Here is a 25,579-nt window from a genome sequence, read left to right on the forward strand (position 1 = left end):
TTTGGATTACCTGTAACACACAACCAGACCGACCAACCGATGCAGTACATATACGAGAATTTCACCTTTCCGCCGGACCAGTCATTCACAATAAGGTCTGAGATTTTTGAAATTAAAAAGCATACCGCTTTAAAATCGCATGTTAATTTTGAGATCGCATTGCTGGAGAACTGCAGCGGCAAAAGGTTTATCGGCGATCACATCGGGGATTTCGATGGATCGGAGCTGGTGTTGCTGGGCAGTTATCTTCCGCATTGCTGGCAATATTACAAGGCGGCAGATCCGCTTATCCCCACCCAGGCGGTAGTGATCCATTTCTTTCCTGATTTCCTTGGAAAGGAGTTGCTTGAAAAACCTGAAGCCAGGCAGTTGAACCTCCTCTTCGCGAAGGCTGCCAAAGGAGTATTATTTTCAGGCAGCACGCTCCGGGATGCCAAAATGATCATGCACCAGATGCTTTATGTATCGGGCTTAAGCAGGGTGGCGCTGATGATCCGCCTGCTGGATGTACTCGCACAATCCGAGTCATCAACGGTGTTATCATCTCCCTATTACAATACTGTTGAAAACTCAGGAGAAGCAAAAAAGATCAATAAGGTATTCGATTACATTTTTCAGCATTTTAAAGAGGACATTGTATTACAGGATGTGGCAGATCTTATTCCTATGTCGTCGGCTGCTTTTTGCCGTTTCTTTAAACGTAATACCAACCGGACATTAATCGACTTTGTGAAAGAGGTTCGCATTGGCCATTCTGCCAAACTTTTACTGGAAGGAAACCATAATGTGGCAGAAGCCTGCTACAACAGCGGCTATAATAATATCTCGAATTTTAATAAACATTTTAAGGAGATCAAAGGGCTTTCGCCCCGGGATTTTTTAAAGCAATACGAAGACAAAGAAAATAAAAAAGTTAGTGTTCATGACGAATGATCACTCTTTGTTAAACTGGTAAAATGGGGTTGCCTCTACCCACTTTTCATGTGCCCCTGCACCAGGTACACCGGTCTGGTAGCCATCCATTAACCTGTTCCACTCCGCGCAGCGCTTATCATAAGCTTCAGCTGTTTTCCCCATCTGGCCCAGGTCGGCCCCGGCCGGCACAGTAATGGTCATTACCAGCAGATAGTTGTACCGGTAAAGGGTTATTTTCCGGTAACCTGCTTTCTTAAACCCCGCTTCTACTTCCGGCCATATATGCTGATGATAATCGAGATAAGCCTTCAGTTTCTCCGGATCATGTACAATATTCACTACAAATACATGCTCCTGCAGCGCTGTCTCTTTCCGGGAGGTGTTACATGCGGTAAATATAAGAATAGCAGCAGGCAGCAATACGCGGCATAAAGCAGCAAATGATACTTTATTCATGAACCGTTAGTTTAATACTATATAGATCGTAATCATCAGGAATGCCAATGCCCCCCAGCCTGCCCATAACCATTTATCCATGGGCGATGCCGTTTTAGCCGGGAAAGAAAATGACACCTGTTCTTTTTCAGGTGCTTTAAATGTTACCGTTATCAGGGCCATTACAATGGCCAGGCAAATAAAGATATAAACGGAAAGCAACAGGAAATGTGGCCAGAACCCTTTGTAGGGATAATTCAACACGTAACAGACTCCTATCACCAGGCAAAGAAACCCGCCTCCGAACAAAACTGCTTCTGCGGCCAGCCTGTGGGTACGCTTCCAGAAAATACCGCCTAAAAAAACAACCGATAATGGCGGCGCCAGTATAGATACCAGTCCCTGTGTTAATTCAAAAAGACTTTTATCCGAATAAGAAAACAATACCGCAATGCCTCCTCCCAGAACAGCGCCCGCAGCCGTCATCCATTTTCCTACCGTGGTCTTATCCGCTGTTTTTAAAGACACAAACTGCGTCACCACATCCAGGGTAAAAACCGTGCTGAAAGAGTTCAGTGCAGACGATACCGTATCTATCAGGGAAGCAACAAGGGCCGCTATACAAAGCCCGCGGAGCCCCTGGGGCATCAGGTTGTTAACCAGCGTAAGGTAAGATTTATCCGGAGTGGTGCTATCCCTGTATAATAAAAAACAGATAATACCCGGCAATACGAAAATAAGCGGCGTAATCACTTTAAGCGCCGCCAGGAAAAGAATACCACGCTGCCCTTCTTTAACGTTTTTTGCTGCCAGTACCTTTTGTACGATCGTTTGATCCGCACACCAGTAATAAACAGCTACCACCGGGTAGCCCGCTATAATAGCCAGCCAGGAGTACTCCGGATCAGAGCTTGCATGAAACAGTTTCCAAAAGTCAGGAGGAACAGTGCCGGTGGCATCTTTCACCTTACCGAGTTCTCCAATAGCCAGTAACGTTAGTATAAGGGAAGATACAATTATGATCAGCGATTGAAAAACGCCGGTTCTTACCACGGCCTTTAAACCACCAATAGCGGTATAGCTGGTAGAGATAACCGTTATCAGCACTACGGCTTCCGGCAACGAGCATTGGAAAATTTCCGAGATAACAATTCCTCCTGCATACAACGCGCTTCCAAGCCATATAAACAGGATTGAGAACAGGCTGTAAACTACCAGGAAATTATAGGATCTGCGCCCATAGCGCAACAGCAGGAACTGCGGGATAGTGCTGATACCCGTTGAAATGTAATGCGGAATAAAGAATGCAGACAACAACAGCAGGAATATCCATGCCAGCCATTCAAAATTGCTGCCTACTACTCCCTGCGAAAAACCGAGGCTGGATAACCCGATCAGCATCATTGGCCCTACATTGGCGCTGAACATGGAAAAGCCGATCTGCCACCATTTCAAAGAGCGCCCTCCCAAAAAAATGTCTCCTCCCGATTGTACCCGTCGGGATCTCAGGTAAAAACCAAAAGTGAATAACGCTACTACATAAACAACGAGGACGAGATAATCAATTCCGGTTAATATTATCTTCACAGAAAATGCTTAAGGATTATAAAGATACAACAGGCTTGTATTCCCTGATGTTCTTTTTATTCCATACCCGCGTCCTGAGCAGCTGGCGGGTATCTTCGCTGTGTTGCCAATTTATCCTGACAGGTAAACCTGGTAGTTCCGGCAGGAAAAACCTGCCCTCTTTCCATGCCGGTTTTACACTAAAATATGTTTCCAGCCCACGCATAATAGAGTACAGGTACTCCACCTGGCATTGCTCAGAGGCGGTGGTCATCAGGGAAGCCGTGAACAGTGAATAGCCTCCCGATGAAAAATCCAGGTGATGCCTGGCGGCCAGGTCTTTCACGGCGGTCCATTCCCTTACGCCTGCCAGATGCCCCGGCACCGGCTGCAGATGCGCCACGCCTATGTTTACCAGTGTTGGAAACACCCTGGCGGTACGTTCCGATTCACCAAAAGCGATCTTCAACGGTGTTTGTTTGCACAGCGCTTCTATCTGGTCGTAAGATGCTGAATGAACAGGCTCCTCCAGCCAGGCCAGGTTTTCACCTGCCGTTTGATCAATAAACCGGAGCGCCTGCTCACAACTCCATATCTGGTTGGCATCTACTGCCAACCGGGTATTCTTCCCCAACAAACTACGTACAAACTTTACCCGCTTCACATCTTCCGTCATGCTCATCCCAAAGTCCTTACCTACCTTCATCTTATAACAATCTACCCCTGCTGCGATAAAATACGCTACTTCTTTTTCCAGCTCCGCATAACTATAATTGGTACCACCACCGCTGCCATATACTTTTACATTATCCCGGCCTGCGCCCAGGTATTTATATAACGGGATACCTGTCCGGCGGGTAGCCAGGTCGTGCAATGCCATATCCACCTGGCCCAACAGCGCAGAGGCAGGGCCTTTGAAGCCTTCGTTCCGGATAGACCAATACAGCTTTGAATACAGCTGTTTATAAGAAAGATTGCGGGAATACAGCAAATGAGGCACCAGGCAAGCTTCCAGTATATTGGTATAACTGCTGTACACCGGCGCTTCGCCAATATTGTGATCCTCATCTTCAATGGTGATCATCGACAATCCAAAAGCCGGGAACGGTCCCATAGTGGCGTCCTGGAATGGGGTGACCACCTGCACCGGGGCTAACTCCCTGATTTGTATACTCCGGATATTAAAGATCTCGTTGTCGATATTACACATCTTAAGTTCTTTTACCATTACTGCAATTCAGCATCTCTGCCAGGATACTTTCCGGCAACTTACCCTCGTTAAAATGTTCTATACTGGCCGCCAGCTCCTGTTTATCGGATGGCCCCAATACAATGTTAAAGTTGTAGGGTAAAGACAACAGGAACCGGTGGGCCATGGCCGGCAAGGCAAGCTGATGTTTCACGGCCACCTGTTCCAGGCGTATGGCCATTTCCAATGACTCCGCAGGCAGCCACTCGGGGCGCATCTGTTTAAACGATCCTATGCATTTTCCCAACAACCCCATATTTAAAGGACTGGCAGCATAATACTGTATACCACGGGATAAACAGTAAGGCAACGAATCTCCCAGGGCTGTTGTATTGGAGGCATTGAGACGGTTAAATTCCATTACCACATCAAAGATCCCCTCATCCAGGAAGGGCTTCAGCCAGGCCGGCCAGTTACCGCCAACGCCTAAACGTTTTGCCAGCCCCTGCTCCCTGAACTTTATCAACCTGGCTATGATCCGCTCCCGGCCTGTTCCCGGTATGGCCTGTGGATCGTGCAGGAACAGGGTATCGAGAGAAGAGATACCGAGCAAATACAAACTTTTCTCCAGGCTTTCCGTCATGGCCTCATCTGTATAATCGTACAAGGCTTCATCGGCAGCATAAGATTTTAACCGGCCCACTTTAGAGCTGATAGCAGGCATTCTCCCCCGCCATTGCTGTAATGCCTGCCCAAGGTAGTTCTCAGCATCTCCATAGGCCGGCGCTGTATCGATAGCAGCGATACCAGATTCCAGGGCAAATAAAATTGCCGATACAGATTGATGTGGATCAACCTTCCCCCAAACACCGCCTAATCCTGCAGTACCAAGTACCAAGCGTTCGTTGATCATAAACAAATGTAAATGCGGTTAACTTGTTTTATCCCGTTTCAATATCCTGGAAACACCCAAAGTACCATCTGCAGCCACCGGGTAAAGCTGCCAGGTATTATTGTCCAGCTGCTCCAGGTGATACCTGTTCTTTTCTTCCTGCATTTCTTTTTTCAATGCCCTTCCGAATACACCCGCGCTTCTTGCATCCTCCCAGGTACGGAAGGCTTTGAATATCGCCTGCTTATCGCTCCTTTTCTCTACCGCCTCCTGGCTCAGCCCCAGCATATAGGTAGCATCCCAGGCAACAGACTTACACTGAAGGTTCTCTATCACCTGTACATCCCAGCCGGGTTGCAGGTTTTGTATCCCAAAGGTAGCCGGGAAATAACTTCCGTTAAATGAATAACGGATATCTTTCCCCTCAATACCCCATTTATTATTTACCGGGTCAAACATATGATTGCCGCCGCCCACATTACATACGCTCATGTAATGCCAGTTGCCTTCAAAAACACAGGATCCCATCACCCTGAGATAGGGCACTCCCATTTTCTCAAGATCACCAAACATCTTCCTTAAAAAACGTTTAAAAGAATACTGCCCATGTCCCTGGTAAGTAAAACTTTCAAACCCGTCAAAATCGATATAATTCATACCTCCATCATGCAGCAGGCTGGCATAATAGGCTGCATACTCATCCTGAAGGGCGATACCGGGAATAAAACCTCCATAGCAGTTTGCCTGGAGCTTGGCCAGTTGCTCACCGGCATTATGCGCGGCCGCATTTGTTTTGAGCGCGCCCCGCTCCACACCGGTAAGTGTATAGGGTTTTGTGGTGGTTACGCCTTTATACCTGATAAGCTCCTTTCCAATTCTCAGCACATTTAACTTATTATCATCCCAACCGCCAAACTCATTCAGGTAGCTGGTATCTGCTACCTGGATCAATGTATCATTTGAACCGATCGCTTTTATGATACGGGTTTTCAATACGGTGCACAGGCCTTCGTTTGGCACGGGATGCACATCGCTGCTGAAAGGCTGAACAAATTCAGTTAACGTATGCAGGCCATAGGCGATGCCTTCCTTATTGGTTAAAGCGGTTAAATCACTGATAGGGCGTTTTTGCTGGTTAAGCGTTACTTTCTTGTCGCCCCAGCGATTGGCCGGATTGGTATAATACTCTCCCAAACCCTCGTCCTGAACGGCTTTCAGCCCCAGCTGGCTGGCATACGATACCAGGCTATCGTGCGGCCCCCACCAGGCAATATCAGTTTGATAATTAGACGGATCCTTCACCCACTTTCCATTGCGGGTGATATAAGGTAACCCTTCCTTTTTCACCACCTGTTCTATAGTCTGCAGCCCCAGTGAATCCGGGCATGCATAAAAGGCAATAGCAGAGCCTATATAGTCTACGTCAACCGGCGTTAGCTCCATATGCCGGGGCGATTTAATACCGGGAAAGTCATTAAAATGCGGGTAAAAAATGGTATACGGCTTTTTCCTGTCGCGCGAATGCAATACAATGGAAGACCCGTAGTCCGGCTCCAGGCTGGCGCCGTTGCCGTTCATATACCGGTAATATTCCTCCGGATGAGAATAAAATGCCACATCATTGATACCATCGCCGCCGATACGGAAGCGCTGCCCTTCTTTGAGATTGGCAGGCAACGGGTATTTCACCGGGTCCGGGGAATGAATGATGTAGCACGACTGGTACATGTCGCCATTACAGGGCGGGCCGCTGGTGGTATTGTCGTTAAGCGCCAGGATGCCGATGGCAAAGTTATCATCTCTTACCACCGACAATATTTCGCCGATGGTTTTAGAGATATTGGTTTTATAAGGCCCCCATACAATGTTATCAATACCATTACGTGGTACGAGTGACTGCAATTCAAACCGCAGGTACTCCTGTTCCTGGTTCACTTTTAACGTGGCCACCGCACCGTTGGGGAAGCTCAGTTTTAATTGTTGTCCCTGGAGCCTGGCAGCGGCCGGGTAAACATTTTTTCCATCCTTTTCCAGCACCAGTAATGGTGAGCTCAGTCCTTTGGGATTGTATTCCCTGTTCGTTTGTTTATCCCTGATGCTGGTAATGAACCCGCTTTTATTAACAGTAACAGACGCATACCTGGTGGCAAACGTAATATGCTGTGCGCCCAACTGCTTGCTAAAAGCCAGTAAAGTACAGATGATAATTCCTGCGCCCAGGCGCCTGCTACCATTCCCGCTGATCTTCTTCATTATGCTGTTATTGATTGATCCTGAAAACTATGCTTTTTATTTACGTTATTGCCTGAATAAAATCTATTGCAGGGGATCGAATTCACCACCCCAGTTATTATTCTGTTTTAATAATGGATTCCTGTCCAAAACGGTTTTAGGAATGCCATATATGTAGTACTGATCTTTAATGGCTATGTCAACTGCATCTGTAGGAATAACAGTAGATGTAAACCTGTTCCATATGGTATTTATATCCGACATGGGGCTTACATCCGGCTGACCTGCTTTCAGCAAAACAGCAATTCCATGACGCTGGGTAAGCCCTCTCAGGTAACCAAACATTTTCCAGCGGCGCAGGTCATTCATTCGTTTACCTTCAAAACAGAACTCCACAAAACGTTCTTTCTGGTAGGCCTTGCGTATATCCGGCTGCAGCAGTGCGGTAATACCATAGTTGCCGGCAACACCGGGCTGCACACCGGCACGGGCCCTGATCTGTTTTAATACATCCAGTGCCACGGCAGTATTGCCTGTTTCATTGGCGCACTCCCCGTAGTTCATCAATACTTCAGCATAACGGATTTCCACCCAATCAACGCCTGCATTGTAAACGCCTCCTTTATCAATGGTTTTATCAATTGCCTTTATACGGTAAAAACTGGAGTTTGACCATAATACATCGGGTGTAATAGCATTATGCACACCTTCAAGCCCGGTGTTGCCATTATAATTTGTGATGGAAGTAAAGTAAGTCCACAAGTAAGTTTTACCATCACGCATTCCCTTTAAATACTGGTTGGGAGATCCGTTATAATAAATATTGGCATAAAACCGGTCGTCCCTGTTAAAGAACAACGTATCATAGCTTCTTGGCTGGGATTCCCAGCTGGTGCCGTCTTTCATAGGAAAGGTATTTACCAGTTCCAGTGATGGCCGGTCATATCCCACATCATCTTTTGACCAGTCGAGTGGTATTAAACCTCCCTGGAAATAAACCGCCTGCGGATAATTGTAACGGCGCACCATCACTACTTCTTTGTTCAGCTCATCATCCCATATTTTACTGTAAGGACTATACAGACCTTTGCCACGCGCATCGAGGAATTCTTTAGCCGCTTTATTGGCGTCGTAGGCTTTCTGCCAGGAGGCAATGCCACCCAGGCCATTGAACAACGGGCTGGCATAAAATAATAATACCCTTCCTTTAAAAGCCAGTGCCACGCCTTTATCTACCCTGCCCATATCATCGTCTGTAAATGCATCCGGTAATAAAGCAGTAGCATCATCTATATCTTTCAAAATCTGCGTTACACATTCTGATGTTTTATTACGGGGCTTCTGCAGTGTTGTTAAATCTGAAGTAGGCAGCTGGGCTTCCAGTATAAGCGGCACCCCGCCGTAAGCGCTCACAAGACTATGATATGCCCAGGCTCTCCAGAACAATGCCTGTCCCTTGATCTTGTCCTTATCCGCCTGGCTGAAGGTGGCTTTGTCGATATTACCCAATAAAATATTAATGGTCCGTATACTGTTATACGTTGTAAAGTTGTTTTGTGAATCAAAGGTAGCAGTGCCCCTGAACCATTCATTGGTTTGTTTCTGATAGGGTACTCCCTCGTCTGTATTGTTCCCGCTGCCATAGGTATTACCGGGCATCAGGGAGGAATAGATCTGGTTTAAATAGGCAGTTGCGATATTTACATCAGACCATACCTGGTCGGGGCCTACAGCTGAAAGGTTTGTTTTGTCAAGCACCTTGCTGCAACTCATCAGCAAAAAAGGAATGAAAAAGATGAGTGTTGCTATATTTAACTTATTCTTCATTTTCTTGTTTTTTAATTTAAACACGCTTTTCTACAACTTTATATCAATTCCCACGGTAAATGTTTTCATGGTTGGATAACTCATGAACTGAGACACTTCAGGATCATACAACTTAAACCTGGAGATATTAAACAGGTTCGATCCTGCCAGGAAAATCCTTGTGTCCCTGATCGCTAATTTATTCAGGACAATATCAGGCAGTTTATAATTGATGTTCAGGTATTTCATCCTTAAAAAGCCGCCGTTGTATACGTTGAAGGTGGAAGTCCAGGTATAGCCGGCAGAGTGGGGATCGCCCCATGGGTACATTTTTGGAGTAGACCCGTTGGGGTTTTCGGTGCTCCAGGAATCAGCATGATACTGGGGCACTTTTCCGCCGCCGCCAAAGTTCCTGCCCCAGGCGTCGTTATAGCTTATCTTATATCCTGTAAGCCCGGAAAATAATGCTTCTACTGTAAATCCTTTATATGATAAGGAGATGTTTAACCCGTAGGCCATAGGTGCATTCTCTGCTCCGAAATATTTTCCCAGCACCATCTGGTCGTAGCTGTCTACCTTATTATCGGGCTTGCCATCGGGGCCACTAAGATCTGCCAGCAGCATGTCTCCCAGGGCAGGCGCCACTCCATTGATGGTATAACCGGCAGGCAGCTTATTCAGGTCTTCTTGTGTGCGTATTACACCCAGGGCCTGGTAACCATATCCATACGCCAGCGTTTTACCGATCGGGTTAGCATAATCCTGTGTATTGGCAGCAACATCTCTCCTTATGGCCTTATTGGTAGCATAGGTAAATACGCCCTTTACATTATAGCTGAAGTTTCTGCCGATGTTATTGCTGTATCCCAGCTCTATTTCAATACCATTGGAGCTCACCTTCCCATAGTTTTCCGGTGGTAAGGATGCGCCAAACTCATAAGGGATAGCGAGTATACGGCTGCCTAATATATCGTACGACTGGCGTTTCCAGTAATCGAAGCTAAAACGGACATTTTTCAGAACTGTTGCATCTATACCGAAGCCGGCGGAATTTGATTTTTCCCAGGTTAAATTGCTGTTGGGTAAACCTCCATATGCAAGTCTTGATGCAGGGATACCGGAAGCGCCAAGATAATAGGTGCCACCCTGGATAATATACTGCTCCATCCATCTCCACCTGCTGTTGGGATCATCCTTATCCAGAATATCATTACCGGTTGTAGCATAGGATGCTCTCAGTTTTAAGAAATCAACAGCCCTGCCAAGCGACGATCTTTCAAAAAATCCTTCCCTGGAGATCACCCAGCCTCCTGATACAGACGGGAACCATCCCCATCTCTTAGCCGGTGCAAAGTTGGTAGAACCGTCCCGCCTTACAGAGGCGCTGAAAAGATACTTGGCATCATAGTCATAGTTAATCCTTCCGATATAAGACAGTCTTCCTATCTGGCCTTCATTACCGCTTGTAGACCAGTCTGCGTTATTAGCGCTGGTATACAGGAACTGGTCGGTGGCCACCAGCGGGAAATTATACCGGTACATGCTGAAGTAATTGGTGTATCCTTCGTATTGCTCGTAAACAGCCAGTGCGCCTACCGTATGTTTTCCAAACGTGCGGTCGTAATTGATCTGTGCATTCAGCTGATAGGTATTGGATTTATTGTATTCATTTCCCAGGTATTGGGTGCCGGGATCACCGCTTAAAACAGTGCCTACCAGGGTATCCGTATAAATCAGACCATTAGGCCCCGTTTTCTTGAAATTGTACAGCTGCTGCTTTTTGGCAAAGGTTTTTATATAACTATTATCAAAGTTCTTACTGTAGGTGCCTTTTATGCTCAGTCCTTCTATAGCGGGTATCTTGTACTCGGCCGTTACCAGGGCGTCTATCTGCTGGTTGTTATTACGCCAGTAGCCCCCGTTCCTCATCATCTCTATCGGGTTGCCCAACCAACCGGGATTATTGGGTTTACCATCTATATACGGGGTTGCAAATACGTCCCAGTACAGGAGCTTGCCCCAAAGATTATTCAGATCATCGGAACCGTAATCATAGGTAAAGTTGAAACGGCTCCTGGTGCCATAACTTGTTCCCAGGTTTAAGCCAAGGGTAAGATTTTTCACGAGGTTAGCCTGCACATTTCCGCGCAGGTTATATTTCTTGTATGATACCTGCGGAAGAAAGCCATCCTCTTTAATATAGGAGCCTCCGATATATCCCCGCAGTTTTTCATTGCCCCCCGAAACGCTCAGGGCATAACGCTGGCTGGAAGGATTGGTATAAGCGGCTTTGTAATAATTATCGCCGTTAGGATTATTTTTAAGCACCCAGTTAATTTCTTCCTCGCTTAACCCGCCGTTAACTGCTTTGGATAAATTCAAACCATCTTTAACCGGCATGTATTCGGGCAGCTTACCCACGCGTTGTGTATTATAGGTAGCGTTAAAATTTACAATGGCCGTACCGCTTTTACCGGTTTTTGTAGTTACCAGGATAGCGCCGTTAGAAGAACGGGAACCATAAATAGCTGCAGAAGAGGCATCTTTCAGGATGGTGATATCTGCCACTTCATTGGGATCAAGTGCATCAAAACTGGTTTTATCCCGCACTACGCCATCAATTACATACAACGGTTCTACCGCACTGTTACTGAATGAGGAACGGGATCTTACTTTAACGTTAGAACCAATACCAGGCGTGCCTGTAGGTGAACTGACAAAGGTGCCGGATAAACGGCCGGCCAATACGTTCGATAAATTTGTAGCGGGGATGAGCTGTATATCCTTCGCGTTCATAGACGAAACAGCGGAAGTCATTTTAGCCCGTTTCTGTGTTCCATATCCCACCACTACCACGTCTGTAAGCTCTGTGGCAACGGGGTGCAGGGTAATGCTAATCTGTGAAGTGCCGGCAACGGCAAAGGCCGTACGAAAACCAGTCATGGTAATTTTCAGACGGCTACCCGGAGGAGCGTTTAACTCAAAGCGGCCTTCCGGGCCGGAAACTGTCCCGTTCTTCAGATTCCCCTCCTGGCTTACAGTAGCGCCAGGCAGCGGTGCACCGGTAGAATCGGCAACAATGCCTTTAACGCTGATCTTATTCTGGGAATAAACAGGCCTGGATTGCAGCAGTGTGAACAATAGCGCAATCGCCCATAGCAACGACTTAGTTTGGCTCATAAAAAAAATTGTACAGGTGGCAAATTTGTGGAATAGTAATTCATTGTTCGGTTGATGACATCTCTGGTCTACATAAAGATCTTATTAACCTGCCCGGTGTACAACACTTAAATTGACCATTACAAATGCTATTTTTGCAGGGCGGCGGCGGCATTCAGCAGCCAGCTCCCCGGTTATTTCCCCCAAATCTTCTCCTGATACGGTTTCCCGTAAAACCCGTTTCCCTGTCATGATTACTTTTGATCTACATTCAACCACAATACCATGACTATCAACTTGCAAAAAATCACACTGGAAAAGAAAGGCGATACCCATATAATCGATCTTTCCAAAAAAGCAGGCAGCATTACACAGGAGATCAACATCAACCTGAACTGGTCCAAAGGCACAAAGAAGGGCCTGTTCGGGAGTATGTTCAATAACGACATCGACCTGGATCTTGGTTGTTTCTATGAGCTGAATAACGGGGAAAGAAATGTGATCGACGGCTTACAATTTTCCCAGGGCCTGGGTGGCCCCAGAAACAGGCTTACCAGGCAGGGACAGTATACCGGTAAACCATGGATATGGCATACGGGCGACGACAGGGGCGCTGCCGCCGGATCAGGCGAAAACATTATCGTTAACCCCCAGGGCCTGCATGATCTGAAACGCATGGTCATTTACTGCTTCATTTATGATGGCGCCGCACGATGGCAGGAAACCAATGCCGTTGTTACGGTGAAAGTACCCGGAAGCCCTGAAATAGAAGTCCAGATGGGAAGCCAGGCCAGTCTTAATAAATTCTGCGCCATAGCGGAAATACTGTTTACTGCTGACTCCATAGGCGTAAGAAAACTGGTGACCTTCCACACTTCGCATGGCGAGTGCGACATCGCATATAACTGGGGCCTGCAATGGACTTCCGGTTCCAAATAACCAATATCGCCACCTCTCCGCTCTCCGCCATTCTAACAATTACCCTTAAAACCCAAATCAGAAAAGTCATGTCAATTAACCTGATCAAAGGACAAAGAGAAAATATCCAGTCGCCCGCATTTACCATCGGCCTGGGTTGGGATACCAATACCTCCGCCACCGGCAGCGCATATGACCTGGACGCATCCGCATTTATTCTGGGCGAAAATAAAAAGCTGCTGTCCGACCAGCATTTCATATTCTATAACAACCTGAAATCCCCGGATGGCTCAGTGCTGCACACCGGCGATAACCTCACCGGGAACGGGGATGGAGACGATGAGCAAATTCATGTAGACCTCTCCCGGATCGATGCAGGCGCCAGTGAAATATGCATCGTTATCACCATCCATGATGCCACTGCCCGCAGCCAGAACTTCGGACAGGTACGCAATTCATTCATCCGCATCTTCGATACCAACACCAGCCAGGAGCTGCTTAAATATGAGCTGGAAGAAGACTTCTCCGTTGAAACAGCCGTTGAATTCGGCAGGATCTACAAAAAAAACGGGGAATGGAAATTTGAAGCGGTTGGCGCAGGCATGAAAGGCGGACTACAGGATTATTTGAACAAATTCAATTAACGGCCTTCATCTGAACCCCACAAAGAAAACAACCCCCCTAATAAAAAACACTTCAGAAAAATGAGAAGACTACCCGTATATCTATTGTTGGATACCTCCGGCTCCATGACCGGCGAGCCCATTGAAGCCGTTAAGAACGGCGTGCAGATGATGATCCATTCACTGCGCCAGAACCCACAGGCCATTGAAACCGCCTATGTAAGTATCATCACATTCGATTCCGACGCCAGGCAGGTGGTCCCGCTTACAGACCTGGCTTCCTTCCAGATGGTGAATATCAAAGCCTCCGGCTTAACATCCATGGGGGCGGCGCTTTACCTGCTGGCAGATAAGCTGCAGACAGAAGTGGCCAAAACAACACCGGAACAGAAGGGCGACTGGAAGCCGATGGTATTTATTATGACCGATGGCGTTCCTACCGACAACTGGCAGGCCGGCTTTAATAAGCTCAAGGCGGTAAACAAAGGACTGGTGGTAGGTTGTGCAGCAGGGCACAGCGCGGATGATACCGTGCTCAAAAAAATAACCGATTCGGTAGTGCGTCTTGCCAATGCAGATGCAGAAAGCATTTCTAAATTCTTTCAATGGGTAACCGCCTCCGTGTCCACCTCCTCTACCAAAGTAGAGGAATCAGGGAAAGAAGTTACCGGCCTGGAGCAGCTCCCTCCTCCCCCTTCAGAATTAGTAGTAATAGCTTAGCCATGAACAGAAGACTCTTAGCCTATTTCCTCCTGGATACTTCCGGATCAATGCAGGGCGAACCTATACAGGCGCTGAACAATGGCTTTAATGGCCTTATCAGTATGCTGAGGGCCGATCCGCAGGCAATGGATTCCCTGCATATCAGTGTGATCACTTTTGATAAAGAAGTGAAAAACATTGTTCCGCTCACAGACTTAGCCAGTTTTCAACCGGTAGAAATAAAATGCCCGGAAAGCGGTCCAACCCATACCGGCGCAGCCCTGGAAATGCTTTGCAGCATCGTGGCCACAGACCTGGTTAAAGGTTCTTCCGACAGGAAAGGCGACTGGAAGCCACTATTGTTTGTATTTACCGATGGCAAGCCTTCCGACTTACAGCAATACCGCGCCGCTATTCCCAAAGTAAAAGCCCTCGACTTCGGCGTTATTGTTGGCTGTGCCGCAGGCCCGAAAGCAGAGATCAGTTTCCTGAAAGAACTTACGGATGAAGTAGCAAAACTGGACACCACTGATGTAAATACATTAACCACTTTCTTCAAATGGGTGAGCTCTTCTATCGAAATGAACAGCAAGTCGCAGGGCACAGGGGAACATATGGCACTGCCTCCCCCGCCCGGCGAATTAATTATTGTAGTGTAAACCAACATCAGCATGATAGTGGAAACATTTTTAAAACAGTTGATGAGCGAATCCAACATCGCACAAAATAAATTTTCCGATAACACGGTAGCCAGGCTAACGCATAATGCAAAGATCAATGAGCTGGCAAAATCCATTACCGCAGCCAAGAAACTGGCGCTAACCATTTTCCATATGTATAAAGAGACGGAAGAATTTAAAGACAGCACCATAATCCCACCGAACGCCGTTTCCCGGAAATACTACGAATACCGCTTCGATCTTTCCCTGTTCCCCAATATCAGCATCAGGGAAATAAAAAACCTGGATAAGGTAGGTTTAACATTTGACCCCGCATCAGTAATGATCTGCGGTATACCAACAGCGGCGCTCAGTATAGATCTGCAAGTCTTATTCACCAGCAGCCAGGAAAACAACCAGGTAGAAGATATCAAGGTAATCCCTTTCATTGTGAACGCAGATCCAAAAGATCTGTGGCTGAATAAACCCAGCAACAAAAATGATCTCTTTGCCAAAGACGACAGCGACAGGTATGCCGGTCCTTTCCTGGACAAGCAGATTGTAGTGGCCTCCCAGCGTGGCAGATCCCATGCACATGAAGGCACTTTCCGGGATGATCATTTCTGTGTCCGTAAATTACCTCTCGAATGGGAAATCATTGCCGTTGCAGATGGGGCAGGCTCCGCAAAATTTTCCCGGCAGGGCTCAAAGATAGCCACGGAATATATTGCCGAAAGCTTTAGTGATGAATTACTGTTGAAAGAACTGGATGAGCAGTGCACTCACTTCTTCTGCCCTGAAGCCGTTGCTACCCCCGGTAATAACCAGGAAACAGGTTCGCCCGGCGAAGATCCCCGGATAAAAATCAAATCATCTATCATCAATATCCTTTATAAAAACGTAAGAAGCCTGCATACAGCACTCGCAGATTTTGCCGGGAAGGAAGAGATACAGCTGAAGGATCTTAACACCACATTGATCTTTGCGCTGTTAAAGAAATTCGACTTCGGCTATGTGGTGCTTACATTTGGTGTAGGAGATTGTCCTATCAATATTATCACTGAAAACCCCGATGATATCAGGCTGCTCAACATGCTCGACATCGGCGATTTTGGTGGGGGAACACGGTTTGTGACCATGCCCGAGATCTTCAGCCATACCAATATGGCAAGCCGCTTCGGCATCAATAAATTTGAGCGCTTCTCAAAACTGATCCTGATGACAGACGGCATTTATGATCCCAAATTTGTTACCGAGAATAAACTGGAAGATAAAGAAGCGTGGGCAAATTTCCTGGATGACCTTAACGGGCAAAATGAAGATGCGCTCAAAGTAGATTTCCTTCATAATGAGAATATCCAGGATCAATTGCTGTTGTGGCTGAACTTCTGGAGCAAAGGCAATCATGACGACAGAACATTGGCCATAATTTATTAAAGCTATGCGTACAGTAAAGGTTACTTCTATCATAGATCCGGGAAAATCCTATGAATATATAGATGATGGGAATCCGAAGCAGGGCGGCGTTAAAGATGTTTACTTCGCGCCGGATAAAAAATATGTGGTTGCTTTTTTCAGGGCCCCGCTGGACTTCAATCAAAAAGACAGGATTAAAAGGATCGTCACACTTTATCTCGACAATATCAAAAAAGGCAATGCGGCAGATTATTTCCTGCAGGACATCTACCGGTGGCCCTATGATGCTGTGGAGCGAGATGGAAAAACAGGTGTGATAGTACCAATTTATGATACCAGGTTTTTCTTCTCCAAGGGTTATGGCGCCAACAACAGTATTAAAGGTGGGGAAAAGGTGGGAAAATGGTTTACAGCGCCTTCGTTCAGGAACAACCAATACCCGTTGTCGCTCGACAAATCCGAGTTAGGGGATTGGCTCAGTTACTTCCAGATTGCTATCAGCATCTGCCGGGGCGTTAAGAAAATGCACCAGATGGGGCTGGCGCACTCCGACCTGTCGTACAACAATGTGCTGGTAGATCCTGTTACAAAATCAGCCAACATTATTGACCTCGATGGTTTGGTAGTGCCCGGCCTCTTCCCGCCTGAAGTGATTGGCACTGCTGATTTTATTGCCCCGGAAGTACTTAAAACAAAGCACCTCAACATCAGTGATCCCGGGCGCATTCTGCCTAACCAGCGGACAGACCTGCATGCATTGGCTGTACTTATTTATATGTATTTACTGAGAAGACATCCCCTGCGCGGCGGTAAAATATGGGACCTGGATGCAGAAAAAGATGAGCTGATGGCGATGGGAGAAAAAGCACTGTTTGTAGAACATCCTACCGATCCTACCAACAGGGTAAGAACAGACCAGCTGCGCAAATGGGATGCCTTTTGGGGCAACCCGGATAAAATTCCCTATACCATTACCGGGCCTTACCTGTCCGACCTGTTCAGGAGGGCGTTTATTGATGGGTTGCACAACCCCATGCTGCGGCCTATCGCCAATGAATGGGAAACCGCCTTATTAAAAACGGTGGACCTGGTACAGCCCTGCAGCAACCCTGCATGTGATGAGAAGTCGTATATCTTCGACAATACCACCAAACCTGTCTGCCCGTTTTGCGGCACCCCGCACAAGGGAACATTGCCTGTGATTGATCTCTATTACAAATTTAAGAACGATGTCTGGAAGCCGGAAGGGCATCGTCTTATGGTTTATCATAACCAGTATCTCTTCAAATGGCATGTTTCCAGGAAAATTATCCGGAATGAAAGCCTGGCGCCCGAAGACAAAAAGCCGGTTGGTTATTTCTCCTTTTACCAGGATAAATGGGTATTGGTGAATCAGGGCCTCGATGGCATGAAAGACCTGACTGAACAAAAGGATATACCCCGTAATGCCATGGTGGAGCTTGGCAATGGTAAAAGAATTCTCCTCTCCAATGAAGAAGGAGGCCGGCTGTTGTATGCCACTATTGCCAATCAATAAGATCTTAGCTCATTAAAGTTTGAGCTTAAAAAAAACAAAGGGTGGCTCTTTGGAACCACCCTTTTGATCTTAATGATATATTTCCCTAAGCGCCAACATCGCCTGTTATCACCTCGCCGGCCCGCTTGTAACTGGCTACAATAACGCCTTTTGGCGTTGCCTCGCATCCTGTTAAGGTAAATGCTGCCGGGATTGCGCCATTTTCGAACAGTCTTTTTCCTTCACCGAGCGTCAACGGGTAGATTTTAAGCCGGATCTCATCCACCAGGTCATGTTTAAGTAACAGCTGTATGAGTTTACTGCTGCCCCAAACCTGGATATCGGCGCCCTCTGTATGTTTAAGTTTCTCAATATCTGCGACGCTTTTAAGGAAAACGGTATTTTTCCAATCTGATTTTTCCCTGGTCTGCGACAAAACATATTTGTTGCCATCATTGATGCCTGGCCAAAAGGCAGCATGCTGAGGCCAGTAGGATTCAAAAATATCAAACGTTCTTCTGCCCAAAATGTAATCTGCCGGTTTTAGCTCTTCTCCCATAATCCTGTTAAAAACCTCATCGTCATAAGATACGGTCCAGCCGCCATATTCAAAGCCGCCTGATGTGTCTTCCCCGGGGCCGCCTGGCGCCTGTATAACACCATCCAGTGTAATCATCGATATAACAGTTATTTTTCTCATTTTATTCAGTTTTTTGTGATTAAAATTAAAAGGAGTTACTTTAAAAAATTGTTCAGGTAGTTCAGGATTGTTCCCGTCTGCATCATCAGGCTAACATGCCCCTGTGAAGGAACAATGGCCAGTTGCGATTTTGGCATTGCCCCCATATCGGCAGCAACAGCGCCTCCGAGTAATTGGTATGTTTTTACCAGTTCAATTTTATCCAGCCCGTCGTTGTCGCCGGCTATGATTAATACAGGCGCAGTGATTTTCGAAATATTGGCGTCGCCAAAATCAAACGGCTCCTTAGCGGAAGCGATCATCTGCTCTAAGAACTTTGTCCATTTTGTTTTATCAGGGGCCACTGCATCGTATGCGGCTTGCATAGGCGTGTTCGTAAAAAATTCAGGTTTCATTCCCTTAAACGCATTGTTTATAACGGGTAGCCAGCCAGCGCTTTTATAGGTAGCAGAGATGATTACCAGGTTTCTTACCCGTTTAGGGCTTTGTATAGCAAACTTATAAGCTACGGCGCCACCAAAACTATATCCTGCTATATCAGCACTGTCAATTTTCAGGTAATCCATTACGCCTTCCACATCACTTGCCAAAGTAGCATGCGATAATTTTCTGTCTGAAAAAGGTGTATGTCCGTGTCCCTGCAGCTCAATGGCAATTACCTTCCTGTTTTTTGACAGCTCGGGGATCAATTGGCCCCAGTTCGTATTAATTGTCATAAACGCACCATGCAATAAAACGATAGGTCTGCCCTCGCCATACACTTCATAATAAACCCTGGTGCCATTAACAGGGGCGTAGCCACTGCTGGAGGGTTTGATCTGTCCGTTCGAAAGAGATGCTTCCAGCATAATGATCGCGATCAGTAATATTGATTTAAGAAGACCAGATGTTTTGAATGAATTTTTCATACCGTTATTTGAATTTTAGTTTGAATTTTAGCTTGAATTTTTTTGACAACACAAAGATGAAGCTCATTTCAGAATCAGACCCGGTGCAAAAACGACAACTTGGGGGATGAATGCGACAAAACAGGTTTGTTGATGTTATTGCCTGGCGGAAGTATGAGATGAATGGATTAGCCGGTAAGTACCCGCTAATTTTCATGCCATAACTTTATTACCTATTTTTGCAGCAACCTATAATTCCAGGCGTTAACTATCAACCATATGAAAAACACTAAACGCAAACTCTCTTCCGAACAATCCCAGTCACTGCTCAGCGTGTTAAAAGTCCGCTTTGAGAAAAACAAGCAACGTCATAAGGGGCTCGATTGGGCCATGGTACAGGCAAAGCTGGAAGCTAATCCGGCAAAGTTATGGTCGCTAGATGAAATGGAACTGACCGGTGGCGAGCCGGATGTGGTGGGGTATGATAAAACCAAAGACGAATACATTTTCTTTGACTGCTCACCGGAAAGCCCCAAAGGCCGCAGAAGTATCTGCTATGATCATGAAGCCCTGGAGTCAAGGAAAGAGCACAAGCCGGAAAACAGTGCCGTTGAAATGGCTGCCGATATGGGTATTGAGCTTTTAACGGAGGCGCAATACCGCGACTTGCAACAACTTGGCAGCTTTGATCTGAAAACATCAAGCTGGATAGTAACTCCTCCGGCCATCAGGAAACTTGGTGGGGCGCTTTTCTGTGACCGCCGTTATGATCATGTTTTTGTGTATCATAACGGGGCTGAGTCCTATTATGCCGCCAGGGGATTCCGCGGATGTTTAAGGGTATAGTCTTTTATAACTGTACAAATTTTGGCGTATGGCCGGTAGAGGGGATAAACTCGTTTATCACCCATGCTGTGCTAAGCTTGAGGTAACTGGTAGTTGTGCCATCACTGCAACCGTACCATTCCTCCGGGAGAATATCGTTATCGATTACCAGCTGCACGGCCATTCTACTGTCCAACATAAGGCCGAACACCGTTGCTGCGCCAATATCCGTACCCAGCACAGACTTAAGCAGTTCAACAGGGGCAAAAGACAGGCGGGAAATTCCCAGTGCTGCGCTCAGGTCTTTTGTTTTGAAAGGCTTTTGGGCGGTAGTGATCACCAGGTAGAAGTTTGTTTGCTGCCGGTTACAGAGAAAGAGTGTTTTCACTGTTTTCATGTTCAGTCGCTCGTCTATCCTGGTACAATCTTCCATGGTGATAGCTGGGTCTGTGTCTACCCGGTCAAATTTCACCCCTTTCTCCCTGAACATTTCATATACCATTTGTTGTAATGGAGTGTTGAACACGGATGGTTCGGTTTGTTTGGCCTCACTAACAAAAAACATATCAATACTTATTTACTATTCCTTTTCAATTGGCCAAAGATAGCCGATAGGGGCCAAAAAATGAACCTGGTCGCAAACCACCCTCCAAATTGTCGTATATCCCCACTGTGCAAATCTGATTTTCTTTTCACCTTTGTTATGTCGGTAAGAAATAAACAAGCGGCATAAAAATAAGTGGAGCAGCTACCACTTTAAAAACGGGCGAAACCGAAAAGCCAGATGAGTAGGAATAAAATTACATCTTATGTCAAACAACACTGTTTCATTGCACCGGGTTCTTAAAACATCGCCCGAAAAGGTTTATCGCGCATTTACTGAGTCTACTGCAATCGCTTCATGGTTGCCTCCCTATGGATTTCTTTGCACGGTTCATGAGCAGGAGGTAAAAGTTGGTGGCGCTTTCAGGGCATCCTTCCAGAATTTCACTACCGGCCACAGTCATTCATTTGGTGGCGTGTACCTGGAGATCAAGCCTAATGAGTTTTTGAAATACACTGATAAATTTGACGATCCCAATCTTCCGGGAGAAATGGTTACTTCTGTATGGCTCCGGAAAACTATTGCGGGCACAGAAATAAAGATCACCCAGGAAGGGATCCCGGCTATGATACCTGTTGAAATGTGTTACCTGGGCTGGCAGGAGTCCCTGGAAAAACTGGCGAAGCTGGTAGAACCTGAAATACCTGATGCATGAGGTATCAGCTCCATACAATAAGGCCTTCAAATCCGTTGATCTGAAGGCCTTATTTTTTTAATACTGGACCGGATATAAATACCCACAGAAGCACCAGGGCCAAAACAGCTATCATAAACAGTATTCCTGCCAGGAAATTCTTCAGGGCGCTTCCACTCCAATAAAACACTTCCGTGCTGCTAAAGAAACGGCTGCTGCCTGGCTGGCGATCATTTACCATGATCACGTAACTCCCCTGCTGTTGTAGCTACTTAAACCTCCGGGCTGCCTGGTCTCTTAAATAATCAGTTCTGGCATTTGAAAATATGGGGAAGGAATAAAATTTAAGCACCTCTTTCTGATGCTGTTGATAACCCTGGCCATTTACCTGGTAGCTATAATCAACGTTAACAAAACCGTATAAATTACTCCGTTGTTTATACACTCCATACCCGGAAACGGTAACTTCCCCCTGCACAGCATGATAGCCGGGGTGCGTCCATTGAAATTCTTTCAAACGCAGGTAAGGTGAAAGGGAATATAACGATACTGTTAAGAAATAGATCTCCCCGGTATAGAAAAGATACTTTCTTAAATGATACCTGCCTGATGGCTGCTTTCCCAGCTCCCTGGTGTTTAATATAAAAAAAATAACAGCGCCGATAAGAAGGCTGTAAATGGCCAGCTGAAAGGGATTCCAGATAACTATAAAAAAGATGCCAACGGCTGCAAATAATATATACGCGGCAATATTTCCTAAAAATTTCTTCTTATTCATTTAAATGATCTGTTCACTTAAATCCAATGCTATTTTTTCCTGCTCTTCTTGTTACCCTTTTGGGAAGATGCTTTTGTCTGTTTCTCCTCGGCGGGCTTGGTTTCAGCAGCTTTTTTCCAGTATGCAGAGATTCCATCTACCATGGCTGCAATAACACCTTTCCCGTCTTTCAGTTTCTCAGATGCCGCCACTACAGCTTCCCGGTTGTTGCCCAATGGGATCTTTGCAAAAGCCTGCAGGTCAAAACGCAGCTCCTCCAACCTGTCGGTACCGCTTTTCAGGAAGCTCAGTTCCTCTTTCAGGATGGAATCATCCCCTTTTATAATAGTTTCTAATAAGTTGGTTATGGCCAGATTTAACTCCTGTACTTCAGTGGAAAACTCATTGAGGGTGGCGCTGTTATATTCCTTGTCCATCGCCTCTTTTTGTTCTTTCGCCACTCTTTTCTTTTCTATATTTTCCGGAGACATTTCTTCTTCCCGGTATAACTTAAATTTATGGCTCTCTGCCAACCGTTCGTGCAGGCGTTTTTCCAGCCCCTGCATTAAGTGCTGGCAAGCCTTACAGGAAGGTACAATTTCACCACTGCCGTATTCTCTGACTTTGCCGTGCGCGTCGATAATAGGCACCGTACTGTTTTCATTAAGCGGCGACACCCATCTTTCCGTCATGGAAGCGTGCCGCATGGTAGTAGGATGAAGTTTCAGGCCGCCGCCCTCAATGACAGACCAGATCAGCTTTGGAGCTGCACAGGTACCGGTAGCCCCGGTTTTCACCTCCTTCTCCCCGACCCGTTCTTTCACAATGTTCTTTTCCTCTCCTGTTCCAAAACTTTGTTTGCCTATTTCTTTGGCAACAATTTCCCTGGCCTCATCCACGTCCATCACGGACCTCACATACTGCATACCCAGCGACTGTGCAATGGTTTTAAATCCCGCGGATGCACCGCCTGAACAGGTGGCAAATACATGTCCATCCATGATCAGTACGCCCAGCATATATCCCTTATAGGAGTCCTGCTCTTTATCATAACGTAACAAATTTCCCAATTCCGTTTTTGCACCATTATTTCCACCTCTTACCTCGGCATACAGTTGCTTCGCTTTCTTGTCAATGGCTTCATACAGTTCCAAGGAAAGCGTCTGGCTTCGCTCACTTTGCGGAATGGTAAACGGTTTGTCTGGTCTGTGGTCGTCCGTCACGTTGGGATAGGGCGTATGGCTCATAAAAACAGCATTCACACTTTTCGATAACCGGAGGATATGTTCAGTCATGGCGCCAACATTTTCCCCGGATAAGGATTCCTGCAGCAAAACCCATGTTTGGGGGATCGCCAGTTCATTGCTCAATTCCGGGAATAATTCCATCACTTCTTCCACCGCTTCCGCAAAAGTCTGCTTACGCGTATTTACCGGTATATTCAGGTAGTCTTCAATCGCTTTTTTATCACTTCCGGGATCCAGCATCGTGTCAATTTTAAGCTGCATAATCCCCTTGCCTTGTAATAAAGGCGGCGTAGCAACAGCCGGATAGGCAATACCATTACGAGGAACCGTTTGGTTAGCAGCGGCGCGGGAAGCGCCGGGAGCAGTTGTTTTGAGGAAACCTGATGACATATGGAGGGAATATATGTCTACATAAAGTAACCAATTGCTCCTTAATAAACAAATATTATTTGCGGGTGGCTCATGGATACTTTCCTGCCGCTGTTTTCGCAGCATCACTCATGGGCCAGCGCCAGGTAGTTACAAACAGGGTAGTAAGGTTCTTATTGGCAGCCGCGCATGCCGCCAGGATGAAGTTATCAACTGCATCCTGTGTTGTAAGCGCCGCAGGGCGGCTGCCAGCTTGTTTCCACACATTGCGGATAAAATTTTCCCCTCCATAATCCCTTGTTAACCGCATACAGAAAGAGGCAAACAAATCCGTAGCTCCGCCAAATCCACCGGGTACACCAGCGTTTACGCCCAGCGTATTGCCCCAGTTCAGCGAAGCATTGGCGGTATACTGATCCACTAATTTTGTAACAGCTCCTTTGAACTCGGCAAAAGGTATCACGGTACTGCCAACAAAAGGCCCTCCCTGTACCCCGGTAGCGTCAAGGCTCATGAAGCGCATCAGCACTGCATAACCGGTAGTAACAGGATCATTTGTTTTATAGGCCAGCTGATCTCCGTAGAACCAGAAATTCCTGCCGAACTCATAAAAAGGCACCTGGTCGAACTGGTTGTTGTTACGGATGCCATTATAAATAATATCGAAGTTGGTATTCAGGATCTCGATGCCCGTTGCCCCCAGGTAACCACAGCCAGAACCGCAGGTAGCAGGAACATCCGCAATCACACTACGGCCATTCAGTATTTTGGCAGGCCCGGGATCCCGTCCTGTACAGGTCCTGTAAAAACCATAAACGCTGTCCATAGTGCTCACCCATTTAGTCATTACCGCTGGATCAAGATTAAGGTTGCGGGATAAAATAACGACCCGGTTACCGGGCCAGGGGAACAGACTATACTGTTTGCCATCAAATGAAGTATAGGAAACTGTATTGCTGATGTTTAGTTCTTTGGACACTGTCGCTTCCCCGGTAGGATTTTTCACCGTTAGCTTTACGGTAAACCTGCCGGAGGCGGCGTAAGTATGCGTAGGATCCGGCAACGCTGAAGTGCTGCCATCCCCGAAGTTCCACAGGTAATCTTTTCCCCTCACCGCCGTACTGGTAAATGCAAGCTGGTTGGGTTTCAGGATATCAGGCGTGGCAAAAGTGAAATCCGCGAGCGGGCTTTTGATGTTGATGGTAACAGTTTTCTCTACAGAGTCTTTCCGGCTGCCATCCGCCGCTATGAGGCGCACCGTATAATTGCCGCTGGTGGTATAAATGACAGCAGGCTGCCGTTCCGTGCTGGTTTCACCATTCCCGAAAGACCAGGAATAGGATCTGGCATTCTGGGAAAGATTCTCAAAATTCACTTTAAAAGGATAAACAGCAGTATCGGCAATGGTATAGGAAAACGCTGCCGATATTTTCGGATCACTTACTACGGGAGGCGTTGAGTCATCGCCTTTTTTACAGGCGGCAACGCCGGTAATGAGGCATGCGGTCAGCAATATCTTTTTCATACT

The 25,579-nt window shown here is 46.5% G+C and carries 22 protein-coding genes; 9 read left to right on the forward strand and 13 right to left on the reverse strand.

Annotated elements, in window-relative coordinates:
- Positions 1 to 39: 39 nt before the first annotated feature.
- Positions 40 to 933 carry an AraC family transcriptional regulator gene (locus ABIE50_RS24755; protein WP_209858583.1) on the forward strand — a complete coding sequence of 298 codons (894 nt, stop codon included), beginning with the start codon at positions 40 to 42 and terminating at the stop codon, positions 931 to 933.
- Here the strand turns inward: ABIE50_RS24755 and ABIE50_RS24760 are convergent, their stop codons facing one another.
- The 7 genes from ABIE50_RS24760 to ABIE50_RS24790 form a co-directional block, all read right to left on the reverse strand.
- Entirely contained in the window at positions 934 to 1,371 is a 438-nt protein-coding gene (locus tag ABIE50_RS24760) for an L-rhamnose mutarotase (RefSeq protein ID WP_209858581.1), read from the reverse strand.
- A 6-nt stretch (positions 1,372 to 1,377) separates the two neighbouring features.
- A complete protein-coding gene (locus ABIE50_RS24765) occupies positions 1,378 to 2,937 on the reverse strand; it encodes a sodium:solute symporter family transporter (protein WP_209858579.1) in 1,560 nt (519 codons plus the stop codon).
- A gap of 16 nt (positions 2,938 to 2,953) precedes the next feature.
- Positions 2,954 to 4,126 (reverse strand): enolase C-terminal domain-like protein, encoded by a 1,173-nt coding sequence (locus ABIE50_RS24770; RefSeq protein ID WP_209858577.1) that lies wholly within the window; start codon positions 4,124 to 4,126, stop codon positions 2,954 to 2,956.
- Position 4,127: 1 nt separating this feature from the next.
- A complete protein-coding gene (locus ABIE50_RS24775; RefSeq protein ID WP_209858575.1) occupies positions 4,128 to 5,018 on the reverse strand; it encodes an aldo/keto reductase in 891 nt (296 codons plus the stop codon).
- A gap of 18 nt (positions 5,019 to 5,036) precedes the next feature.
- On the reverse strand, positions 5,037 to 7,250 hold the full coding sequence (locus ABIE50_RS24780) for a hypothetical protein (protein WP_209858573.1): 2,214 nt from the start codon (positions 7,248 to 7,250) through the stop codon (positions 5,037 to 5,039).
- Positions 7,251 to 7,313: 63 nt separating this feature from the next.
- A complete protein-coding gene (locus ABIE50_RS24785; protein WP_209858571.1) occupies positions 7,314 to 9,056 on the reverse strand; it encodes a RagB/SusD family nutrient uptake outer membrane protein in 1,743 nt (580 codons plus the stop codon).
- Positions 9,057 to 9,086: 30 nt separating this feature from the next.
- On the reverse strand, positions 9,087 to 12,215 hold the full coding sequence (locus ABIE50_RS24790) for a SusC/RagA family TonB-linked outer membrane protein (RefSeq protein ID WP_209858569.1): 3,129 nt from the start codon (positions 12,213 to 12,215) through the stop codon (positions 9,087 to 9,089).
- 264 nt (positions 12,216 to 12,479) lie between these two features.
- On the opposite strand from ABIE50_RS24790, the gene ABIE50_RS24795 reads away from it, so the two are divergent.
- From ABIE50_RS24795 to ABIE50_RS24820, 6 genes are all read left to right on the forward strand, one after another.
- A complete protein-coding gene (locus ABIE50_RS24795; protein WP_209858559.1) occupies positions 12,480 to 13,133 on the forward strand; it encodes a hypothetical protein in 654 nt (217 codons plus the stop codon).
- Positions 13,134 to 13,201: 68 nt separating this feature from the next.
- On the forward strand, positions 13,202 to 13,756 hold the full coding sequence (locus ABIE50_RS24800; RefSeq protein ID WP_209858557.1) for a TerD family protein: 555 nt from the start codon (positions 13,202 to 13,204) through the stop codon (positions 13,754 to 13,756).
- Positions 13,757 to 13,816: 60 nt separating this feature from the next.
- Positions 13,817 to 14,455 (forward strand): vWA domain-containing protein, encoded by a 639-nt coding sequence (locus tag ABIE50_RS24805; RefSeq protein WP_209858555.1) that lies wholly within the window; start codon positions 13,817 to 13,819, stop codon positions 14,453 to 14,455.
- 2 nt (positions 14,456 to 14,457) lie between these two features.
- Positions 14,458 to 15,096 carry a vWA domain-containing protein gene (locus ABIE50_RS24810; RefSeq protein WP_209858553.1) on the forward strand — a complete coding sequence of 213 codons (639 nt, stop codon included), beginning with the start codon at positions 14,458 to 14,460 and terminating at the stop codon, positions 15,094 to 15,096.
- A 12-nt stretch (positions 15,097 to 15,108) separates the two neighbouring features.
- Positions 15,109 to 16,533, forward strand: a complete 1,425-nt coding sequence (locus tag ABIE50_RS24815; protein WP_209858551.1) for a PP2C family serine/threonine-protein phosphatase — start codon at positions 15,109 to 15,111, stop codon at positions 16,531 to 16,533.
- Between the two features lie 4 nt (positions 16,534 to 16,537).
- Entirely contained in the window at positions 16,538 to 18,049 is a 1,512-nt protein-coding gene (locus tag ABIE50_RS24820; RefSeq protein WP_209858549.1) for a helix-hairpin-helix domain-containing protein, read from the forward strand.
- Positions 18,050 to 18,134: 85 nt separating this feature from the next.
- On the opposite strand, the gene ABIE50_RS24825 is transcribed toward ABIE50_RS24820, so the two are convergent.
- Both ABIE50_RS24825 and ABIE50_RS24830 read right to left on the reverse strand, forming a co-directional pair.
- Positions 18,135 to 18,728 (reverse strand): dihydrofolate reductase family protein, encoded by a 594-nt coding sequence (locus ABIE50_RS24825; RefSeq protein WP_209858547.1) that lies wholly within the window; start codon positions 18,726 to 18,728, stop codon positions 18,135 to 18,137.
- A gap of 35 nt (positions 18,729 to 18,763) precedes the next feature.
- Entirely contained in the window at positions 18,764 to 19,636 is an 873-nt protein-coding gene (locus ABIE50_RS24830; protein ID WP_209858545.1) for an alpha/beta fold hydrolase, read from the reverse strand.
- 258 nt (positions 19,637 to 19,894) lie between these two features.
- Between ABIE50_RS24830 and ABIE50_RS24835 the strand changes: the two genes are divergently transcribed.
- Positions 19,895 to 20,461: a DUF4256 domain-containing protein gene (locus ABIE50_RS24835; RefSeq protein WP_209858543.1), complete on the forward strand. Its 567-nt coding sequence runs from the start codon at positions 19,895 to 19,897 to the stop codon at positions 20,459 to 20,461.
- Positions 20,462 to 20,465: 4 nt separating this feature from the next.
- Here the strand turns inward: ABIE50_RS24835 and ABIE50_RS24840 are convergent, their stop codons facing one another.
- On the reverse strand, positions 20,466 to 21,005 hold the full coding sequence (locus tag ABIE50_RS24840; RefSeq protein ID WP_209858541.1) for a prolyl-tRNA synthetase associated domain-containing protein: 540 nt from the start codon (positions 21,003 to 21,005) through the stop codon (positions 20,466 to 20,468).
- A gap of 244 nt (positions 21,006 to 21,249) precedes the next feature.
- Here ABIE50_RS24840 and ABIE50_RS24845 point away from each other — a divergent pair, with 244 nt between their 5' ends.
- Positions 21,250 to 21,699, forward strand: a complete 450-nt coding sequence (locus tag ABIE50_RS24845; protein ID WP_209858534.1) for an SRPBCC family protein — start codon at positions 21,250 to 21,252, stop codon at positions 21,697 to 21,699.
- Positions 21,700 to 21,946: 247 nt separating this feature from the next.
- On the opposite strand, the gene ABIE50_RS24850 is transcribed toward ABIE50_RS24845, so the two are convergent.
- The 3 genes from ABIE50_RS24850 to ABIE50_RS24860 all read right to left on the reverse strand — a co-directional run bounded on the left by ABIE50_RS24850 (position 21,947) and on the right by ABIE50_RS24860 (position 25,576).
- The gene (locus ABIE50_RS24850; protein WP_209858532.1) at positions 21,947 to 22,456 is read right to left on the reverse strand and encodes a hypothetical protein; all 510 of its coding nucleotides are present in this window, start codon (positions 22,454 to 22,456) and stop codon (positions 21,947 to 21,949) included.
- A 29-nt stretch (positions 22,457 to 22,485) separates the two neighbouring features.
- Positions 22,486 to 24,072, reverse strand: coding sequence for a hypothetical protein (locus tag ABIE50_RS24855; RefSeq protein ID WP_209858530.1), 1,587 nt, complete (start codon positions 24,070 to 24,072; stop codon positions 22,486 to 22,488).
- 70 nt (positions 24,073 to 24,142) lie between these two features.
- On the reverse strand, positions 24,143 to 25,576 hold the full coding sequence (locus ABIE50_RS24860; RefSeq protein WP_209858528.1) for a PKD domain-containing protein: 1,434 nt from the start codon (positions 25,574 to 25,576) through the stop codon (positions 24,143 to 24,145).
- Positions 25,577 to 25,579 lie beyond the last annotated feature (3 nt).

It is taken from the genome of Chitinophaga sp. OAE865 (assembly GCF_040546735.1).
Taxonomy (GTDB): Bacteria; Bacteroidota; Bacteroidia; order Chitinophagales; family Chitinophagaceae; genus Chitinophaga; species Chitinophaga polysaccharea_A.